Raw genomic sequence first — 20668 nt, 5'->3', positions numbered from 1 at the left:
AACTTTTAAGGAGAGAGACATATGAAAAAAGATAAAAAGACACTTATAATAGGTATTACAGGTGGAACAGGATCAGGAAAAAGTACAGTATGTAAATCTATAAAAGAGAGTATACCAGAAGAAAATATAGCCATAATAGAGCAAGATGCATATTATAAAGATCAATCTCATTTATCATTTGAAGAAAGATTAAAAACAAATTATGATCATCCTCTAGCTTTTGACAATAAATTATTAATAAAGCACTTAGATATGTTATGTAATGGAGAAACTATAGAAAAACCAATATATGATTATGAACTTCATACTAGAAATTTAGAAGAGACTATAACTACAGAAGCAAAAGATATAGTTATTGTAGAAGGTATAATGATATTAGAAGATGAGGAATTAAGAAATAAATTAGATATAAAGATATATGTAGATACAGAAGACGATTTAAGAATATTAAGAAGAATACAAAGAGATATAAAAGAAAGAGGAAGAACAGTTGATTCTGTTATAGAGCAATACTTAACAACTGTAAAGCCTGCACATGATCAATTTATAGAGCCATATAAAAAGTATGCAGATATAATTATACCAGAAGGTGGACAAAATGAAGTTGCTATAGATATGGTAATAGCAAGAATAAAAACACAATTACATTAATAAATAGTATTAACCCCTTAGAAATTGTCAAGAATTACAATTACTAAGGGGTGATTTTATGTCTAGAAAAAAAAGTGTGATAAAGTATACTAGTAAAAATAGGCTATATTTTGTATTTATAATATGTATATTGATTTATGTTTTTTTAATATATAGATTAGTAGATATACAAATAATAAAAGCTAATTATTATGAACAATGTGCAAAAAAGCAAAGTAATTCAACTTTAAATTTAAGTTCTGGAAGAGGAATTATATACGATAGAAATAATAAAAAGCTAACTGATATAAAATCAGAAAATATAATAATAATTCAAAAAGATCAAATTAGTATAAATGATAGATACATGGAACTTATACAAATGGTTACGGGTTTAAGTAGCATGGAGATATATGAAAAAATTCAAGAAAATCCACTATCTCCTATTGTTGAACTAAAGATAAAAAATATAGATGAAAATTTAAAATCTAAGTTAGAAGAAGAAAACATATTAGTAGATAAAAAAACTTATCGATATTCAGATGAAAATATCTTAGCTCATACTATAGGGTATATAGATAGTGATAACCAAGCTATAAGTGGAATAGAAAAAAGCCAGGACAATATTTTAAAAGATAAAAACTTAGAATATATAGAAGTGTTTAAAGCTGGGAGTTCTGGAAATTCTGGTAAATCTAAAAAAATTGGTGTTTTAAATGGAAGTGTCAAAACCAATAAAAATAAAGATGATAGACATTTAAAGCTTACGGTTGATTATAATATACAAAAAAAATTAGAGACTTTAGTTGATAAAGAAGAAAATCCAAGTGCAGTAGTTATATCAGATATAAAAACTGGAGAAATTTTAGCTATTTCATCAAGACCTAATTATAATCAGAATTCAATTGAAGATTCTTTAAATGCGTCCAATGGAGAATTACAAAATAGAGCTATTAGATATATGTATGCTCCAGGATCTGTATTTAAGATTGTAGTTTTATATGCAGCGTTAGAAAATAATATAATTGATGAAAACTATACTTATACATGTACAGGATCAAAAGAAGTAAATGGTAGGAAATTAAATTGTAATAATTTAAATGGACATGGTCACTTAACACTTAAACAAGCTTTTGCTAATTCTTGCAACCCTGCTTTTTTAGATATAGCTCTAAAAGTAGGCAAAGAAAATATATTAAAAGCAGCAAAGAAGTTACATTTGGATCAAGAAGTAGGAATTGATATATATGGAGAGAAAAGTGGAAGTATACAAGATGATATAGATATAGTGAATTTATCTATAGGACAAGGCAAAATGATGTTTACACCTCTTCAAGTTAATCAAATGACTCAAGTTATTGCTAATGGTGGACTATATAAGCAATTACATATTTATGATAGCATTATTGATAATAATAAAAATATATTAAAAACTTTTAAAACTATAAAGGAAGAAGAAGTGATATCCCCATATATTATGACTAAGATAAAAGACATGATGAATTCAGTTTCTCAAGAAGGAACGGCTAAAGAATTATCTGCTTTAGAAAAAAGAAGTGGGGTTAAAACGGGAACAACTCAAGCTAAAATTAATGTAGAGAATGCAGATAAGACAATTAAAAAACAAAATATTTCTCATGGATGGATAACAGGATTTTACCCCCAAGAAAGTGCTAAGTATGCAATAACAGTTATAATTGAAGGAACTAAAGATTCAAGTAAATCAGCAATACCTTTATTTAAAGACATATGTGAGAACATATTAAAATAATTTTTTTATACAAGCAATTTTATCAGGCCACTTTCATATAATTTAAAATGACATGGAAGGAAGAAAGGGGTGGCCTGATTGACTATATTAAAATCTTTTGAAAAACCCTTAACTCCTGAAGAAGAGTATAATTATCTAACTAAATTTAAATTTGAAAAAGATGAATCAGCTAAGGAAGTTTTAATTGAAAGAAACATGAGATTAGTGGCACATATAGCTAAAAAGTATAATAATTCAAATGAAGATCAAGATGATCTTATATCTATAGGAACTATAGGTCTTATAAAAGCTATAGAGACTTACAATGTAGAAAAAGGTACAAGATTAGCAACTTATGCATCTAAATGTATAGAAAATGAGATACTAATGAATATAAGAACTAATAAAAAGAACAAAGTTCAAGTTTCCTTACAAGATCCAATTGGAACTGATAAGGAAGGGAATGAGATAAGTCTAATTGATATATTAGGTACTGATATAGACCATATTCTAGATCAGGTGGAGCTTAAAGTACAAATAAGTAAACTATATGAAAAATTAGAGAATATATTAACTCCTAGAGAACGCGAAATAGTTCAGTTAAGATATGGATTAACGCCTCTTGGGTATAAAACTCAAAGAGAAATAGCGCAAAAATTAGACATATCTAGATCATATGTATCTAGGATAGAAAAAAGAGCATTAAAAAAATTAAGAAAAGAATTAAAATCAGAAAAAAGCCTTAACTAAGGCTTTTTTTATTTTTTTTTTATTGAATCAAGAAATGACAAAATATTTGAAAAGCATGTGCTAATATTATTGTAAATAATAAATAAGTAGATAAAAGGTGGGAATATATGATTAATTATACAAGTAATTTAGAAAAAATCTTGGACATAAATTTAATCATTATAGTAGCTTTACTCATAAACGGTATATATATAGGGTTTATTGAAAAATTTAAGAATATCAAATACTTAAATCTTATGTATTTTGTAGAAACTTTAATATATGTAGTATTAATTTATAATAATAAATATATATATTCATATAAACCTATATTGATTTTATACACTTTGGGCAAAATTATATTTATATATTTATTTAAAAGCAAATTAAAATTAAAAAATCTGCCATTTATTTTAATATGTATGTTAGATATATTAAGTTTAATTTATATAAACTTAAATATAATTATATATCTTTTAATCAATATAATTATTAATTTATTTGTATGTAAATTTCTTATATTAAATAAAATAAAAGCTAGTCATAATAGATTAGAATATAAGAAAAATAAAATTACTAAAGTTAATGAAAATATAAATGTTATAAATAATAAAATTGAAAAAGAAAAAATAATTCAAAGTGAATATAAGGAAGAAATATTAAACATAGAAGAAGACATAAATAAAGCTATAGAAGAATCTGATATGCCTATAGTTATATTAAATGAAAAAAACAATATAATTTATTGTAATAAACATTCTTGGAATACAAAAAGTATAAATTTAAATAAAGTAAATATTTTAAACTATTTAAGTGAAAGTTTTAAAAATGGACAAGAGTGTTTAAATATGATAAATAATTTACAATCAAATAAATATGATTCTATCAATTTATATAGCTATGAAGATAAAGTATATAGGTTTATATGCACTAAGGAAAAAAGAGAAGATAAAGAATTAAAAATATGCATCTTTAATGATATAACTCAAAGCACCTTAATCCAAAAGCAAATAAAAGAAAGTGAAGAAAAATATAGAAAGCTTATGGATTTATTAATAGATGGTGTCATAATCCATGACATTGATGGTATAAGTTATATTAATGATTCTGCAATGAATATATTTAATATTGATAAAAATAATGAGAATATAAGTTTTCAGGATATAAAAAACAAGATAGATAAATCTAGTATTAGGAAATTAAATGAAAGTTTAAATATTGTAAATAAAGGTAAAGTTAAAAAATCAGTTAATAAATTTAAAACTATAGATGGAATGTACATCGAATTTATAACTACAAAAATTGAAGTCAAAGATTCTGATGCATTATTAAGTATAGTTGTAGATATAACTGATATGGAAGCTGCATTAAAGCAATTAGAAGGAAGTAAAAAAACATATCAAGCATTGGCTCAAAATTTACCAGACGGAATAATTGTTATAGACAAGGAAAGTAAAGAATACGTATACCAAAATAGATCTATGATAAAAATTCTAAAAAAAGTTAAGGTGGATTCTATAAATAAATTTATAAATGATTATATCTCTAATGAATATTATGGACAGACTAAAAGATATGAGGTTAATAAAAATTATAGCTACCCAATAGGAATAACTATAAAAGATATTAAAGAAGAAAATCAATTAATGGTCATAATAAGACCTTTAGAGTATGAAGATAGAATTTTAGAAGCTATTAAAGAACTAGATTTGGTAAATGTTCAACATCACGTGAAAAATGAATTTTTAATCAATACATCTAAATGTCTAAAAGATCCTATAGAAAATATTATAATTATAAATAAAATATTAGAAGCTAATAAATATAAATCTAATCATATAGATAATTATAATAATCTTGTTAAACGAAATTGTTACAGATTAAAAAGGTTGATAAATAATATGAATGAAGTCGTAGAAGTCGAAAATGGTTCATGTTTAACTAATTTTGTATATTGCGACATAATTAAATTTACAAAAAATATAATTAGATATGCAAATGATTATTTATTTGATAAAGGTGTTAGCATAAATTTCAAAACAGATATAGATTCAAGTGTTTTAAAAGTTGATATAGACAAGATGGAGCGTATAATATTAAATTTAATATCTAATGCTATAAAATTTAGTGATATTAAAAATTCGATAGATATAGAGATAACAAAGGATAAAGAATATACAAATATAAGTATCAAAGATTATGGAGTAGGAATACCGAAAGATCGATTGAGTTTTATATTTACAAAGTTTGGACAAGTAGATAAAACTTTATCTAGAAATACTGAAGGAAGTGGGGTTGGATTGTCCTTAGTTAAGGCTTTTGTAAATCTACATGGAGGTAATATTAATGTGGAAAGTGAAGAAGGAAAAGGAAGTAAGTTCACGATATCTTTAAAAGAAGTCTTAAATATAAGTGATGAAAATTTAATAGAAGTAAATAACTACAATTTACCTATGTGGGAAAAAATGCATATAGAGTTTGCTGATATATACTTTTAAAAAAGTATAACCATAAATGTATAGGGGGAATAAGTTATGGTTGATAAATTAATATATATAATGAATTTGTCACTTTTAATAGCTAGTATATTTTGTCTAACTTCTCATAAAAACAAAAAAAATATAAGTATTAATTTAATTATAGTTTTAATATTTTTTCTAAACTTTTTTAACTTTAAAATGTTAAGTTATATATATATAATATCTGCATTTATTAGTTTGAATTGTATTTTGATTATAAATGATTATGATTTAAGAAAAGACAAAAATACTAAATTAATTACTTTAATATTAATTGTTTTAAGTACCATTATATTAAAAGATAAATTAAAGTATTTAAGCTTGATTAATATATTATTAAATGCATATATCTTATTAAAAATATTTTATAAAAGAATATATGAAACTACTGTAAAAGATAAACATGTATATAAGGATTTACAAATTTTAAAAGATAAAGCCAGTAGTGATATTAAGGTTTTAAAAGATAATGAAGATGTAACTAAAGAAATATACAATACATTAAATAATAAAAAAGAAATGCTAAATATTATATTAGAGCAGAACAACAAATGTGTAATAGTTATAGATAAGCATGGGTATATATCCAATGAAGATAATAGCTTTTCAAATACATGGAAAGAATATGAATTCTGTAATTATAAAATTAAATTTTCATATTTTTTAAGCAAAAGTATAGAAAATAGCACTGAAGTTTTATTGGATGTCCAAAAAGTATACGATATAGGTATAGAGATGAATAGAGAAGTAATTAGTAAGGATAATAGATATTTTGATTGTAAGTACACACCTTTAAAAGTTAATAATGAAACTATGGGTGTAGTATGTATAATGACAGATATAACTTATAAAAAATACTCTCAAAAGATGTTAGATTTTAACAAGATTAAATATAAAAAAACTATAGAAAATATTCCTCATACTATTGTTGTAACAAAAGGGGAAGAGATTATTTATAATAATAATAAAAATTTAGATATAGATGTATATGACAAAGATTTAAAAAAATTTATAATAGACACAAAAGTGAAAGGTAGTTTTAAAGGGAATGAAAATAATATAGGAAAAAAATATTTAAATATAAGTAAGACCAGTTTTAAAGAAAATAATATAACTAAGCAAATAGCCATATTAAGAGATGTAACAGAATATAAAACATTATTAGATAATATAGAAAATAGTTCGAAAAAATATATATCTTTAGTAGATTCTATACCACAAGGAATATATATATATGATTTTGAATCTAAAAAGACTATTTATGCAAATAATGTACTTCTTAATATGTCTGGATTTGAAAATGTAGAAGAATTCAACAAAAGCAATATAATAAAAGATATATCTTGGATCCTAAATAAGTTTGGACAAGATGTCAAATTTATAAGACACAAAATACAAAATAGAAATGGAGAAAGTATAGATGTAGAATTAGGGGGAATTACCCTGGAAATAAATAATAAAATGAAATGTATTGGAATTATGAATGATATAACTGAAAAAGTTAAGGCAGAAAATATAGAAAGAGAGATTACTAAGAAAAGATTAGAATATAAACAGAAAAATCATTTTTTTATAAATATGTCTCATGAATTGAAAACACCACTTAATTTAATAATGTCATCTAATCAATTGATGGAATCTATATTTAAAGATGAAATATTTAAAAATCCTAAAGGAGAAATAGCCAAGGCTACTAAAATAGTTAAGAAGCAAGGTTATATATCGTTAAGGCTTATTGAAAATATAATAACTTTAGCTAAGTTAGAATCAGATTTTTATAAACCAAAATTAGATTATTATGATATTGTAAGTATAGTTGAAGATATAATAATTGAAGTTAATAAATATTCTAAAAATGATGGTATAGAGTTTATATTTGATACAGATATAGAAGAAAAAGTAATAAAAATAGATCCTTATGATATAGAAAGAGTAATATTATTACTGTTTAGTAAAATAGTAAAACAATCTAAATCTAAGAGCGTTATATATGTAGAGTTTTCACATAAAAATGATAATATAAATATATCTATAAAAAATAAAGGTGATTATGATAAATATTCATATTTAAATAATCAATCTAAAGAAAATATAAATATGAATATTGAAGTTGCTAAATCTATAATGAAAATTTATGATGGCAACATAGATATTTTTGAATATGAAAAAGACATAGAAATAGCTATAAATCTAAGTTCAGGAAATAAAATAAATTATGAAAATAAGAAGGAATCAATCTTAAATAAGGAAGCTATTTATGCTGAATACTCTATGATGAATGCATTATAAAATACAAGCTATATTAAAACATAATATAATGGTAATTAAAAAATACTATTATACTGGCTTATGTTTTAATATAGCTTATTTTGTATGTAATGAAAATTAAATTGTAAAATTGTATAATAAATAAGGTAAATGGAAATAAAACTTATTAGGAGGAAAATATGGATATAAATGCAAAAACTAAATTAATATGTTTAATAGGGCATCCAATTGAACATAGCTTATCACCGGATATACACAATTATCTTTTAAATAAATACAATTTAAATATGAATTATGTATGTTTTGATGTAGAAAAAGAAAATTTAAAAGAAGCTGTAAAAGGGTTAAAAGCACTAGGAATAAAAGGGTGTAATGTTACAATTCCTCATAAAGTAGATATTATTAAATTTTTAGACGAAGTAGATAATAATGCTAAATTAATAGGAGCTGTAAACACAATAAAAAATGAAAATGGGAAACTTATAGGATATAATACAGATGGAGTAGGATTTGTTAAATCAATAATAGATAAAGGATATAAGCTGAAAAATAAAAAAATTTTAATTATAGGAGCAGGTGGTGCTTGTAGAAGTATTGCTATAGAATTGGCATCTAATGGTGTTAAAGAAATAGAAATAAGAAATAGAAGTATAGAAAATGCAGAAGTTATATGTAATGTAATAAACAAGCATTTTAAAACTAAAAGCAAATGCTCATCAAAACCTATAATGAAAAGTGATTTAGAGGACATAGATATAATTATAAACACGACGCCTATTGGAATGGATAAAGATAAAGATAATTGTCCTATAGATGAAAATTTAGTTATAGATAAAAAAATTCTTTTATGTGACATAGTTTATAATCCTCATGAAACTAAATTTATAGCTTGGGGTAAGAAAAATAAATTTGATGTTGTATATGGAATAGACATGCTTATAAATCAGGCTATACATGGGTTTTATATATGGACTAACATAAAGGCTGATGAAACAAAAAATTTAAAATATAAATTGAAAGGTATTTAAATTGAAAATTAAACGAAATGGGTTTCTTATTTTAGAAAATGTTATATCTTTAAGCTTAATAGGATTAATATCATCGCTAGTTGTATCTGTTTTATCAACTAGCATTTTTTGTATAAATAGGTCTTACAAAAGTACTGAGATGCTAAATATAGCAAAAAATGAGATGTGTGATATAGAATATTCTATAGATAATACAGATGTAGAAGAAGAACATAGAAAGAAAATGATAAAAGATTATGAAATAGATTATAAAATAGAAAAAAGTGATAAATATTATAATTGTTATAAAGTTGATATTGCTGTAAGGCATAAAGATAAAGAAGTAAAATTAAATAGTTATGTGGTGAAAAGTTGAGAAAAAATTTAGGATCTATAATGGTTACAACACTTTTTTGCTTTTCTATATTGAGCATTTTATGTTTAAGTTGCTTAGATATAATACGTTCAAATAATGATATAATAAGTGTTTATGAAGAATCATTAAACTTGCAATACGAAGTAAAAGGTGGACTGAATTTAGCACACAGTAAAATTTTAGAGGAAGTTGATAAAGCTATAGAAATAGCTATAAAAGATGAATATCCTGAAGATAAATATAAGGATTATTTCTTAGGAAGTAATAAAATAAATTTTATAAAATCTATAGAGAGTTTAGACTGTGAAAACATAATTTTAGATGTAATTAATAATAAAATTTACACAGAAGATAACTATATAAAATTAGATATAACGTGTTCTAAAAGTAATAAAGAAATTAAAAAAAGTGTGAGGTGTTCATTTAAAATAAGTATGAATATAGAAGATATTAATAAGAACAAGGTATATAAATACAACTATAAGGAGATATAATTTATGAAAAGAGAAGGAATGTGACTTTAATAGAATTAGTTATAGGGGTAGGAATAGTATTAATAGCTATAGCTATAAGTTTTCCAAAAGACAAAGCAGATAAATATCAAATAGATTCTTTTGCAAGGCAACTTGTTTCAGATATAAGATATGTAAGAAGTATGAATATAAATGGGAATATGAATTTATATTTAGAAAATATAAAGGTTTTTGATAATCCAAGATATATAATAAAGAACAATTCTAGTATAATAAAAACTGTAAACCTTCCAAAGGATTCAACCTTATCGGCTCCAACATCTATAATTAAATTCAAATCAGATGGTACTTTAAATTCAAAGGGAGAAACTATAATTATTAATTCAAATAATAGAAAAATAGAAATAACAATAGTACCTTTTAGTGGAAGAGTATTATTAAAAGAGGATAAGTATGAAAACTAAAAATGGATATCTAATTATAGAAGCTTCACTATCTATATGTATATCGCTAGTTATAATAATTGGACTATATGGCTTATTATTTTCAAGTTTAAAAATTTATAAAAAAATTCATAGTAGTATAGAGATACAACAACAAGGAATTGAAATACAAAAACATATAGAAAAAGAATTAAGTGAAGGTATAGAAGTAGTAAATGTTAAAACTCAAAATAATCAAATATTAACATCAAAAAATTTTGATTTAAAAAACGTAATATCAATTAAATATAAACCTATAGATAGATTATCTAGTATGGGATTAGATGAATTGTTTTTAAATAAAAAAACACAAAAAATTTTTATAAAAAGACGAAACTCTGCGTCAGGATATGAAATTGGAGATTATCTAGATAATATGTATATATCAAAAGAAAAAGATGGAGAATTAATACGAATAAAACTAGAATTATCAAAGAATAAACAGTTAAATACTATTGAATTTACAATGTATAATAAGTATATAAGTATGGGAGAGAGTATATGAAAAATGTAATTTTAATTGGATTTATGGGTAGTGGAAAAACTACTATAGGAAAAATTATAGCAGATAAAAAGAATATGAAATTTATAGATATGGATTTAGAAATTGAGAAAATGGAAAATAAAAAAATTAATCAAATTTTTAATGAAAATGGAGAAAAATATTTTAGAGAGAAAGAATCAAGTTTATTAAAAAAATTATGTTCACTAAAAAATAGTGTAATATCTACAGGCGGTGGAATAATAGAAAATGAATTTAATATAGAAATTTTAAAAAAACAATCATATGTTATATGGCTTGATGCTAATGAAGATACAATAGAAAATAATGTTAAAAATGAAATAGAGAAAAGACCAAAATTAAAAGAAGATGATAATTTAAAATTATCTATAAAAAATCTTTTAAATAAACGATATGATAAATACAAAGAATCTGCCAATATAAGAGTAAATGTCAATAATAAAAATGTAGACCAAGTGGTAAGTGATATACTTGTTTATATTTAACAAAATATGTTATTATATTAATGTAAATAAGTTTTATGAAAAAGGTTAGGTGAATGTTATAAAGATATTAATAATAAATGGACCAAACCTAAATATGTTAGGGAAAAGAGAACCTAATGTATATGGAAAAAATACTCTAGAGGATTTAGAATGTAGTATAAGAAAAACATTTAAAGATACTATTGAATTTGAATTTTTTCAAAGTAATCATGAAGGCTTTATAATAGACAAATTACATGAAGCTAATTGTAAATTTGACGGAATTGTTTTAAATCCTGGAGCATTTACTCACTATAGCTATGCTATAGCAGATGCTATAAGATCTATAAGTACAAAGGTTGTAGAAGTGCATATTTCTAATATTCATAATAGAGAAGAATTTAGGACAAAAAGTGTTACTGCAAGTGCATGTATAGGTCAAATTTCAGGTTTTGGATTTTATAGTTACATTTTAGGGATAAATTCAATAATTAATTATGAGGTGGAGTAAGTGGAAAAAAGAGTTTTAAAATTAAGAGAAGAAATGGTGAGATTAAACCTAGACGCAGTTTTAATTGAAGATTCTAAAAATAAAAGATATATATCTGGATTTACAGGTACAGCTGGGTCTATAATAATAACTAAAGAAAAAAATATATTATTTACAGATTTTAGATATACACAACAAGCTAAAAATCAAACTAATAATTTTGATATAGTTGAAATATCTAGAACAAACCCTATAACTAATTTCTTGAAGAAAATGAATATAAAAAGATTAGGGTTTGAAGATGATAAGATGAGTTTTGCTACATATTCAAACTATAATAAAAATTTATATGATACAGAAATGGTTCCATTAAATGGATTAATGTTAAATCTAAGAGCTATTAAAGATGAAAAAGAATTAGAAATTATAAGACAAGCTTCAAAAATTGCGGATAATGGATTTATGCATATAATAAACTTCATAAAACCAGGAATGAAGGAAAGTGAAGTAGCTTTAGAATTAGAATTCTTTATGAGAAAGCAAGGAGCTACAGGAGTATCATTTGATTTTATAGTAGCTTCAGGGAAAAGATCATCTATGCCTCATGGAGTTGCTAGTGACAAAGTAATAGAAATAGGCGATTTTGTTACAATAGATTTTGGATGTGTATATAATGGATATTGTTCAGATATGACTAGAACTATAGTTGTAGGAAAAGCAAGTGATAAGCAAAAAGAAATATACAATATAGTATTAGAGGCACAACTTAAAGTCATAGAACACGCTAAAGCTAATATGAGTGGAATAGAACTTGACAATATCGCAAGACAATATATAATTGAAAAAGGATATGGTGATAAATTTGGTCATGGCTTAGGACACGGAATAGGCCTTGATGTACATGAACTTCCAAATGTTAATACATTAGGAGAAAAGATATTAAAGCCTAATATGGTAATAAGTGATGAGCCAGGTATATACATAGAAGATTTTGGTGGTGTAAGAATTGAAGATTTACTTATAATAACAGAAGATGGATGTGAAGTAATCAATTCATCACCAAAGGAATTAATAGAATTAGAATTTTAAAAATCGTAAAATTATGGAGGGACAAATATGGTAACAGCAGGTGATTTTAGAAAAGGTGTAACATTTGAGAAGGATGGACAACCATGTTTAATAGTTGACTTCCAACATGTTAAGCCAGGTAAAGGTGCAGCATTTGTTAGAACTAAGTACAAAAACTTAAAAACAGGAGCTATAAGAGAAGAAGCTTTCAACCCAAGTGATAAGTTTCCTAAAGCTCATATAGATACTAGACAAATGCAATATTTATACAATGATGGAGAGTTATACTACTTCATGGATAACGAAACATTTGAACAAATACCACTAGATTATGAAAAGGTTGAAGATGCAATCAAATTCTTAAAAGAAAATGAAACTGCAACAATAAGATTCTACCAAGGACAACCATTCCAAGTTGAAGCTCCAAACTTTGCAGAACTTGAAATAGTTGAAACAGAACCAGGAATAAAAGGAGATACTGCAAGTAACGTTACTAAATCAGCTACAGTTGAAACTGGTGCAGTAGTTCAAGTACCTTTATTCATAAATATAGGAGATAGAATAAAGATAGATACAAGAACTGGAGAATATTTATCAAGAGTTTAATAATAACATGTATATAAAAGCTTATATATCTAATAATAGATATATGGGCTTTTAAATTTATATAAACAAAATTATGAAAGTGAGGGGTACCAATGAAATATTTATATGAAGAAGTTGCATACTTAAAAGGTCTTGCTGAAGGTCTAGACATAAGCGAAGATACAAAAGAAGGAAAAATAATACATAAAATTGTAGATGTTTTAGAAAGTTTCGCAGATGCTATAGTAGAATTAGAAGAAGAACAAATAGAACTTATTGAGTATGTTGAATCTATAGATGAAGACTTAGCAGATATAGAAGATGACATATATGAAGAAGCTGAAGACGATGACGACGATGATGAATTCAATTATATAGAAATGGAATGCCCAAGTTGCAATGATTTTGTAGAAATAGATGAAGATTTATTATATGATGAAGGTGTTGATATTGTATGCCCTAATTGCCAATCAATAATTTTATCAGCTGATGAATTAGATTCTGACTGTGATTGTTATGATGAAAAGTAAAATTTTATAGTGTAATAATTTATAAAGCCTATGAAATCAAATAAGTTTCATGGGCTTTTATATTTTATGTTTTGCAATAATTTTAGAAAAATAGTACACTATAGTCTAGAGAGATTTAAGCTGGAGGTAGTTAAATGAAAATAAAATCAAGCATATTAAGTAATATATCTAATTTTGAAGATATTATAAAATATAAATTCAAAAATAAAGAGTATATATTAGAAGCTTTAACACATAGTTCATACTCTAATGAAAATAAAGCATACTCGTTTAATGAGAGATTAGAGTTTTTAGGTGATTCTGTATTAGGAATAGTAATAAGTGATTACTTGTTTAAAAATGAGACAAAACTTCCAGAAGGGGAGTTAACAAAATTAAGAGCCAATATAGTTTGTGAAGAGTCTTTAAGTGATGTAGCTAAGGAGATAAACTTAGGTAGACATATTCTTTTAGGTAGAGGAGAAGAAGCCACAGGAGGAAGAGAACGTGCATCTATATTAGCAGATGCTTTTGAAGCTGTTATAGCAGCTATATACTTAGATGGTGGAATAGAAGAAGCTAAAGTATTTGTTTTAGATCATATGAAAGAAATAATACAAGACTCTATAAAAGGAAGAATCTTCAGAGACTATAAGACTCATTTACAAGAAGTTGTACAAAGTCAAGGAGATAGCAACATAACTTATAATTTAGTAGAAGAAATTGGACCAGATCATAACAAAAGATTTGTAATGCAAGTTAAGTTAAATGATGAAGTATTAGGACGTGGAGAAGGAAAAAGTAAAAAAGAAGCAGAACAATCAGCTGCAAAACAAGCATTAAGAAGGATGATGTAATATGAAAAAAAGAATAATACCTATATTTGTTCCACATAGAGGTTGTCCACATGATTGTATATTTTGTAATCAAAAAAAGATAACGGGAGTAAGTACAGATATTACTAGTGATGATGTTAGAAGAATAATTGAAGAATATTTAACTACTATAGATAAAGATGCAAGTATTGAAATAGCATTTTTTGGAGGTAGTTTTACAGCTATAGATATGGATATACAAAGAAATTTACTTTCTGTAGCAAAAGAATATGTAGATAAAAATATAGTAAGTGATATAAGAATGTCTACAAGACCAGATTGTATAAATGATGAAATACTAACTATGTTAAAAGAATATAAAGTTAGTATAATAGAACTTGGGGTACAGTCATTAGATGATAGAGTTTTAATTGATAGTGTAAGAGGTCATAGTGATAAAGATGTATTTGAAAGTGCTAACCTTATAAAAAAATACGGAATAAAGCTTGGTCTTCAAATGATGATAGGACTGCCATCTGATACTGAAGAAAAATGTATATATACAGCTAAAGAATTTATAAAATTAAATCCAGATTGTGTAAGGGTATACCCTACATTAGTAGTTAAAGAAACAGGACTTGAAAAATTATTAGTTGAAAATAAATATACACCATTTACGCTAGACGAAAGTATAGAAATTGTCAAAAAAGTACTAGTACTATTTTACACAAATAATATAAATGTCATAAGAGTTGGATTACAAGCTACAGAAGATATAGCTATAGGTAAAGAAGTATTAGCTGGGCCTTATCATCCAGCGTATAGAGAGTTAGTTGAAAGCAAAATGTATGGAGATTACATTGAATATTTAATAAATAAATATGAGGTTAAAGAAAATATTAACGTGTTAGTTAATAAGAAAAATGTATCTAGAATATTAGGAAATAAAAAATCTAATGTTAAAGAATTAAAAGAAAAATATGGAATTTCATTGAAAACTAAGGAAGATGATTTGGATATAGACAAATTAGGTTTTATTATAGATGATAAAAAACTCATAGAGATTAATATTAATGAGATATATAATGTTTTAAAACAAATATATAACCTTTAGTTTTATTATTGAAGGGAGAGACAGATATTGTATTTAAAAAGATTAGAACTTAAAGGATTTAAATCTTTTCCGACTAAGACCGATGTACTTTTTAATGAAGGTATAACTGCTATAGTTGGACCAAATGGGAGTGGTAAAAGTAATATATCAGATGCTGTAAGATGGGTATTAGGGGAACAAAGTATAAAAAGTTTAAGAGGGGATAAATTAGAAGATGTAGTTTTTGCAGGAACAGATACAAAAAAAGCTATGAATTATTGTGAAGTTGCATTAACTATAGATAATAGCGATAAAAAGTTAGAATTAGAATATAGTGAAATAACTATAAAAAGAAGAGCTTATAGAAGTGGAGAAAGTGAGTTTTTCTTAAATAATAAAGCATGTAGATTAAAAGATATAAAAGAACTTTTACTAGATACAGGAATAGGTAAAGATGGATATTCTATAATAGAACAAGGTAAAGTGGATGAAATACTTAGTAATAATCCTGTAAATAGAAGAAAAGTATTTGATGAGGCTTGTGGAATTTCTAAATATAGATATAAAAAACAAGAAGCAGAGAGAAATTTAAAAAACACAAAAGAAAATTTAAATAGAATTGAAGATATATATATTGAAATAGAAAATCAATTAAAACCTCTAGAGATTCAGCAAAAAAAAGCTGTTAAATATTTAGAGATAAAAGATAAATTAAAGACTCTTGAAGTGAATAGCTATATAAAAGAAATAGAAGATTTAGATAAGCAAGTTAATGAGTCAATAGATCATAATAATTTATTACTAAACCAAATTAAAGATGTTAAAGTTAAAAAAGAGAATTTAGAAAATTCATTGACTAAATCTAATGAAGAAATTGAAGATGTAGATAATAAGATAAATAAAACTGTTGAATATATAAATACAATAAAGAGTGTAATAAATAAAAAATATTCAGAATTAAGTGTTCTTAATGAAAAGATAAAAAATTGTAATAATTATATATTAAGAAACGATAATGAAATAACTAATATAAATGAAAAGTTAAATAATAATAAGATAGAATTAAGTAATTTAAATAAAAATAAAGATAGTGTCTTTAATAATTTAAATGATATAAAAAAGCAAATAAATGAAGTAGAATTACAAAATAAAAATAAAAAAGATAATATAAGTAATTTAACTCAAGATGTTGAAAATTTAAAAGATGAAATAATAAGTTTATTAGATTCTAAGCAAAATAGTGCAAATAAATTATCTACTTTAAATGCAAATATAGAAAATATTGAAAAAAGAACTGAGACTATAAATACAGAGATAAATTACATAGAAAAAAATATATGTGATAAAAATGAAGAAATATTAAATTATAATACAGATAAAGAAGAGAAGCTAAACTTAATAGAAAAATTAAGACAAGATTATAGTGAAGTTGATAAAAATATAAATTCTTTAAAAGAAGAATATAAAAAAGTTGAAAAAGATATTCAACATTCTAAGTTAAAATTAAATGAATTTAATTCTAAGTTAAATATATATATAGATATGGAAAAACACTATGAAGGATTTAATAAAGGTGTAAAAGAAGTTTTAAAAAATAAAAGTTTAGATGGCATATATGGAGCATTAGGACAAGTTATATCATCTTCTAAAGAATATGAAAAAGCTTTAGAAGCATCACTAGGCAGTTATATGCAAAATATAATAACTAAAGATGAGAACAGTGCAAAATTAGCTATAAATTATTTAAAGAAAAATAACTTAGGAAGGGTTACATTTTTACCTTTAAATATAATTAAATCTAACAAGATAGATAAAAGCTCAATAAAAAGTAACACCAAATACATAGGAATAGCTAGTGAGTTAGTCAAATTTGACAATAAATATAAAAATATAATAGAAAATATATTAGGTCGAACTATAGTTATAAGTAATATGGATGAAGCTATAAAGTTTGCTAGGGAAACTAATCATAGATATAAAGTTGTAACATTAGATGGAGAAATACTTAATCCAGGAGGAGCTTTAACTGGAGGAACAATAAGAACTAATGGAAATATACTTTCAAGAAAAAGACTTATTGAAGAGTTTAAAGAAAAGATAGAAGTAGAGAAAAAATCATTAGATTTATTCGATGGAAATAAATTAAAACTAAGTAATGATATTAATTTACAATCAGAAAAAATAGAAAACATAAAGTTAGAATTAAGCGAAAATGATAAAAAGCTAGTATTTATAAATACTAGTATAAATAAATCAAATGATGAATTAAAAAGCTTAGAAGGTAATTTATTGAAATTACAAAATGAAAAAAAAGGACTAGCAGAAAATTTAGAGTATATTTTAACAAAAACAAGTTCTTTAAAAGAAGATATAGATAATATAGATAAAAAACATATATCTAATAAAGATAAGATTGATAAATTAAATTTAAAACTTAAAGAATTTAATGACATATATGAAATTGATAGAAATAAGTTTGATGATTTGAATATAGAGTATACTAAATTAAATCAAATTTATGAAGGTATAATTAAAGATATAGAGAGAATTAATAAAGAAAACCAATATCAAGTGAGTTTATTGGAATCAGTAAAAATACAACTTAAAGACAATAAAGAGAGTAAGATTAAGTTGCAAGAGCAAATAAAGATAGAAACATCTGAAAAAGAAAATTTAGAAAATCAAACTATAGATGAAAATAAAAAGTTAAACCTAAAAAAAGAGCAAAAAGAATCTATAAAGAAAAATAGAGATAATTTATCTATAGAATTAAAAAATATAGATAGACAATTTATGAAAATTCAAGAAAGCTTATTTAAAGTAGAAAATAAGATTGAAAGATTAAAAACATCTCAAGAAAACTATATAGAAAAGTTAATGGAAGAATATGAGATAACTCTTGAGGAAGCAATTAAATTAAAAGATGAATCTGTAGTTATAGATAAAAAAGAATTAGAATCTTTAAAAAGAGAGATAAAAAATCTAGGAAATGTAAACATTGATTCTATAAAAGAGTATGAAGAAATAAAAGAAAGATATGACTTTTATAGTGAACAAAAGAAAGATTTAGAAGAATCTATAGATGTAATATATAAACTTATAAGAGAACTTGAAGATAATATGAAAAAAGAATTTAAGGAAAAATTCACATTAATAAATGAGAATTTTAAGTTTGTATATAAAAAGCTATTTGGTGGAGGTAATGGTGAACTTAAAATAGTAGATAAAGAAAGTATACTAGAAAGTGATATAGAAATAGTTGCACAACCACCAGGAAAGAAAATGAAAAATCTAAATCTTTTATCAGGAGGAGAAAAGGCACTTACAGCAATAAGTATATTATTTGCAATACTTTTAGCTAAACCAACTCCGTTTTGTATATTAGATGAGATAGAAGCTCCATTAGATGATGCTAATATATATAGATTTGGAGAGTTCTTAAAAGAATTATCTAAGGACACACAATTTATATCAATAACACATAGAAGAGGAACTATGGAGGTTGCAGATTATATATATGGAGTTACAATGCAAGAAAAAGCAATATCCAAGGTTATAAGTCTTCAATTAAAAGAAGCTAAAGAATTAACAAAAGATATAGTATAAGGAGGAAAGCTATGTTTAAAAAGCTATTTAAATTTAACAAGAAAAAAGAGGAAGAAAACATAGTTGAAGAAAATAAAAAATCTGAAGAAACAGTAGAACTTGAAGAAGATAATAAAGAAAGTATAAGTGAAGCTGTAGAAAATGAAGTAGAGTCTGAAGAAGAAAAAGTTAGTGAAGCTTCAGAATTTAACGTAGAACCTATAGAAATTAAGGAAGAAATTATAGAAGTTGAAAAAAATGTTGAAGATAAAGAAGATAAAGAAAATAATTGTTTAGAAGAAGAAGAAGAAGAAGAAGAAGAAGAAGAAGAAGAAGAAGAAGAAGAAGAAGAAGAAGAAGAAGAAAGTGTTGGATTACTTGCTAGATTAAAACAAGGTTTAACAAAGGCAAAACAAGGAATAACTGATAAGATTGATGCTGTTTTAAATTCGTATACAACTATAGATGAAGATCTTTTAGAAGAACTTGAAGAAATACTAATTACAGCGGACGTTGGTGTAAATACAACTATGGAAATGATAGATAGGTTAAGGGATGCTATAAAATCTAAAGGTATAACAGATCCACTAGCTGTTAGAGATGAGCTAAAAGCTATAATTTCAGATATGTTAGGTGAAGATGATTCAAAATTAGATATGGAAAAAGGGCCAAATATAATCTTAATGGTAGGAGTAAATGGAGTTGGAAAAACTACTACTATAGGTAAATTAGCTAATAGATATACTAAGCAAGGTAAAAAAGTAGTACTAGCAGCAGGTGATACATTCAGAGCAGCAGCCATAGAGCAATTAGAAGTATGGGCCAATAGAAGCAATGTTGATATAATAAAACATCAAGAAGGTGCTGACCCTGGAGCTGTAATATTTGATGCTGTCAAAGCAGCTAAAGCTAGAAAAGCAGATATATTAATATGTGATACAGCAGGAAGACTTCACAATAAAACTAACTTAATGAATGAATTAGGAAAGGTGTTTAAAATAGTAGATAGAGAATATCCAGAAGCTAAAAAGGAAGTTTTGTTAGTTGTGGATGCTACTACTGGACAAAATGCAGTTTCTCAAGCTAAAACATTTAAAGAAGTTGCAGATATTACTGGTATAGTTTTAACTAAGTTAGATGGTACTGCAAAAGGTGGAGTAGTTTTAGCTGTTAAATCAGAAGTTGATGTTCCTGTAAAACTTATAGGTGTTGGAGAACAAGTACAAGACTTACAAGATTTTGATTCAAAAGCATTTATAGACGCATTATTTGGGAACTAATTAGCTTTTTAAAATAACTGTT

General features: G+C 24.6%; 19 protein-coding genes. All 19 read left to right on the top strand.

Annotation, left to right across the window (positions count from 1 at the left end; translation table 11 throughout):
* Positions 1 to 21: 21 nt before the first annotated feature.
* The 19 genes from udk (at position 22) to ftsY (ending at position 20646) form a co-directional block, all read left to right on the top strand.
* Positions 22 to 651 (top strand): uridine kinase, encoded by a 630-nt coding sequence (gene udk / locus H8891_RS08815; RefSeq protein ID WP_147543249.1) that lies wholly within the window; start codon positions 22 to 24, stop codon positions 649 to 651.
* 58 nt (positions 652 to 709) lie between these two features.
* Complete coding sequence (locus tag H8891_RS08810) at positions 710 to 2401, top strand: peptidoglycan D,D-transpeptidase FtsI family protein (protein WP_187006151.1); 1692 nt, start codon at positions 710 to 712, stop codon at positions 2399 to 2401.
* A 78-nt stretch (positions 2402 to 2479) separates the two neighbouring features.
* A complete protein-coding gene (gene sigK / locus H8891_RS08805; protein WP_147543251.1) occupies positions 2480 to 3130 on the top strand; it encodes an RNA polymerase sporulation sigma factor SigK in 651 nt (216 codons plus the stop codon).
* A gap of 401 nt (positions 3131 to 3531) precedes the next feature.
* Positions 3532 to 5607: an ATP-binding protein gene (locus H8891_RS08800; protein WP_187006150.1), complete on the top strand. Its 2076-nt coding sequence runs from the start codon at positions 3532 to 3534 to the stop codon at positions 5605 to 5607.
* Positions 5608 to 5643: 36 nt separating this feature from the next.
* Positions 5644 to 7917 (top strand): sensor histidine kinase, encoded by a 2274-nt coding sequence (locus H8891_RS08795; RefSeq protein ID WP_187006149.1) that lies wholly within the window; start codon positions 5644 to 5646, stop codon positions 7915 to 7917.
* Between the two features lie 158 nt (positions 7918 to 8075).
* Positions 8076 to 8924, top strand: coding sequence for a shikimate dehydrogenase (gene aroE, locus H8891_RS08790; protein WP_187006148.1), 849 nt, complete (start codon positions 8076 to 8078; stop codon positions 8922 to 8924).
* A gap of 1 nt (position 8925) precedes the next feature.
* Entirely contained in the window at positions 8926 to 9279 is a 354-nt protein-coding gene (locus H8891_RS08785) for a type II secretion system protein (protein ID WP_187006147.1), read from the top strand.
* Positions 9276 to 9773 carry a hypothetical protein gene (locus H8891_RS08780; RefSeq protein ID WP_187006146.1) on the top strand — a complete coding sequence of 166 codons (498 nt, stop codon included), beginning with the start codon at positions 9276 to 9278 and terminating at the stop codon, positions 9771 to 9773. Before H8891_RS08785 ends, H8891_RS08780 begins: the two co-directional genes overlap by 4 nt.
* A gap of 20 nt (positions 9774 to 9793) precedes the next feature.
* Positions 9794 to 10216, top strand: a complete 423-nt coding sequence (locus H8891_RS08775; RefSeq protein WP_187006145.1) for a pilus assembly FimT family protein — start codon at positions 9794 to 9796, stop codon at positions 10214 to 10216.
* Complete coding sequence (locus H8891_RS08770) at positions 10206 to 10739, top strand: hypothetical protein (protein ID WP_187006144.1); 534 nt, start codon at positions 10206 to 10208, stop codon at positions 10737 to 10739. Before H8891_RS08775 ends, H8891_RS08770 begins: the two co-directional genes overlap by 11 nt.
* Positions 10736 to 11242, top strand: a complete 507-nt coding sequence (locus H8891_RS08765) for a shikimate kinase (protein WP_187006143.1) — start codon at positions 10736 to 10738, stop codon at positions 11240 to 11242. Before H8891_RS08770 ends, H8891_RS08765 begins: the two co-directional genes overlap by 4 nt.
* A gap of 49 nt (positions 11243 to 11291) precedes the next feature.
* A complete protein-coding gene (aroQ, locus tag H8891_RS08760; RefSeq protein ID WP_330604963.1) occupies positions 11292 to 11732 on the top strand; it encodes a type II 3-dehydroquinate dehydratase in 441 nt (146 codons plus the stop codon).
* The gene (locus H8891_RS08755; protein ID WP_187006142.1) at positions 11733 to 12800 is read left to right on the top strand and encodes a M24 family metallopeptidase; all 1068 of its coding nucleotides are present in this window, start codon (positions 11733 to 11735) and stop codon (positions 12798 to 12800) included.
* A gap of 27 nt (positions 12801 to 12827) precedes the next feature.
* Complete coding sequence (gene efp / locus H8891_RS08750; protein ID WP_147543261.1) at positions 12828 to 13385, top strand: elongation factor P; 558 nt, start codon at positions 12828 to 12830, stop codon at positions 13383 to 13385.
* A gap of 92 nt (positions 13386 to 13477) precedes the next feature.
* Entirely contained in the window at positions 13478 to 13894 is a 417-nt protein-coding gene (locus H8891_RS08745; protein ID WP_187006141.1) for a CD1247 N-terminal domain-containing protein, read from the top strand.
* Between the two features lie 134 nt (positions 13895 to 14028).
* Positions 14029 to 14730 carry a ribonuclease III gene (gene rnc, locus H8891_RS08740; protein ID WP_147543263.1) on the top strand — a complete coding sequence of 234 codons (702 nt, stop codon included), beginning with the start codon at positions 14029 to 14031 and terminating at the stop codon, positions 14728 to 14730.
* Between the two features lies 1 nt (position 14731).
* The gene (locus H8891_RS08735; RefSeq protein WP_187006140.1) at positions 14732 to 15802 is read left to right on the top strand and encodes an elongator complex protein 3; all 1071 of its coding nucleotides are present in this window, start codon (positions 14732 to 14734) and stop codon (positions 15800 to 15802) included.
* 27 nt (positions 15803 to 15829) lie between these two features.
* Complete coding sequence (smc, locus tag H8891_RS08730) at positions 15830 to 19387, top strand: chromosome segregation protein SMC (RefSeq protein WP_187006139.1); 3558 nt, start codon at positions 15830 to 15832, stop codon at positions 19385 to 19387.
* An 11-nt stretch (positions 19388 to 19398) separates the two neighbouring features.
* On the top strand, positions 19399 to 20646 hold the full coding sequence (ftsY, locus tag H8891_RS08725; RefSeq protein ID WP_187006138.1) for a signal recognition particle-docking protein FtsY: 1248 nt from the start codon (positions 19399 to 19401) through the stop codon (positions 20644 to 20646).
* The last annotated feature ends 22 nt before the right edge of the window (positions 20647 to 20668 follow it).

It is taken from the genome of Paeniclostridium hominis (assembly GCF_014306135.1).
GTDB lineage: Bacteria > Bacillota > Clostridia > Peptostreptococcales > Peptostreptococcaceae > Paraclostridium > Paraclostridium hominis.
Note: the sequence above shows the minus strand (reverse complement) of the source record. Positions and strands in the feature narration are given on the sequence as shown.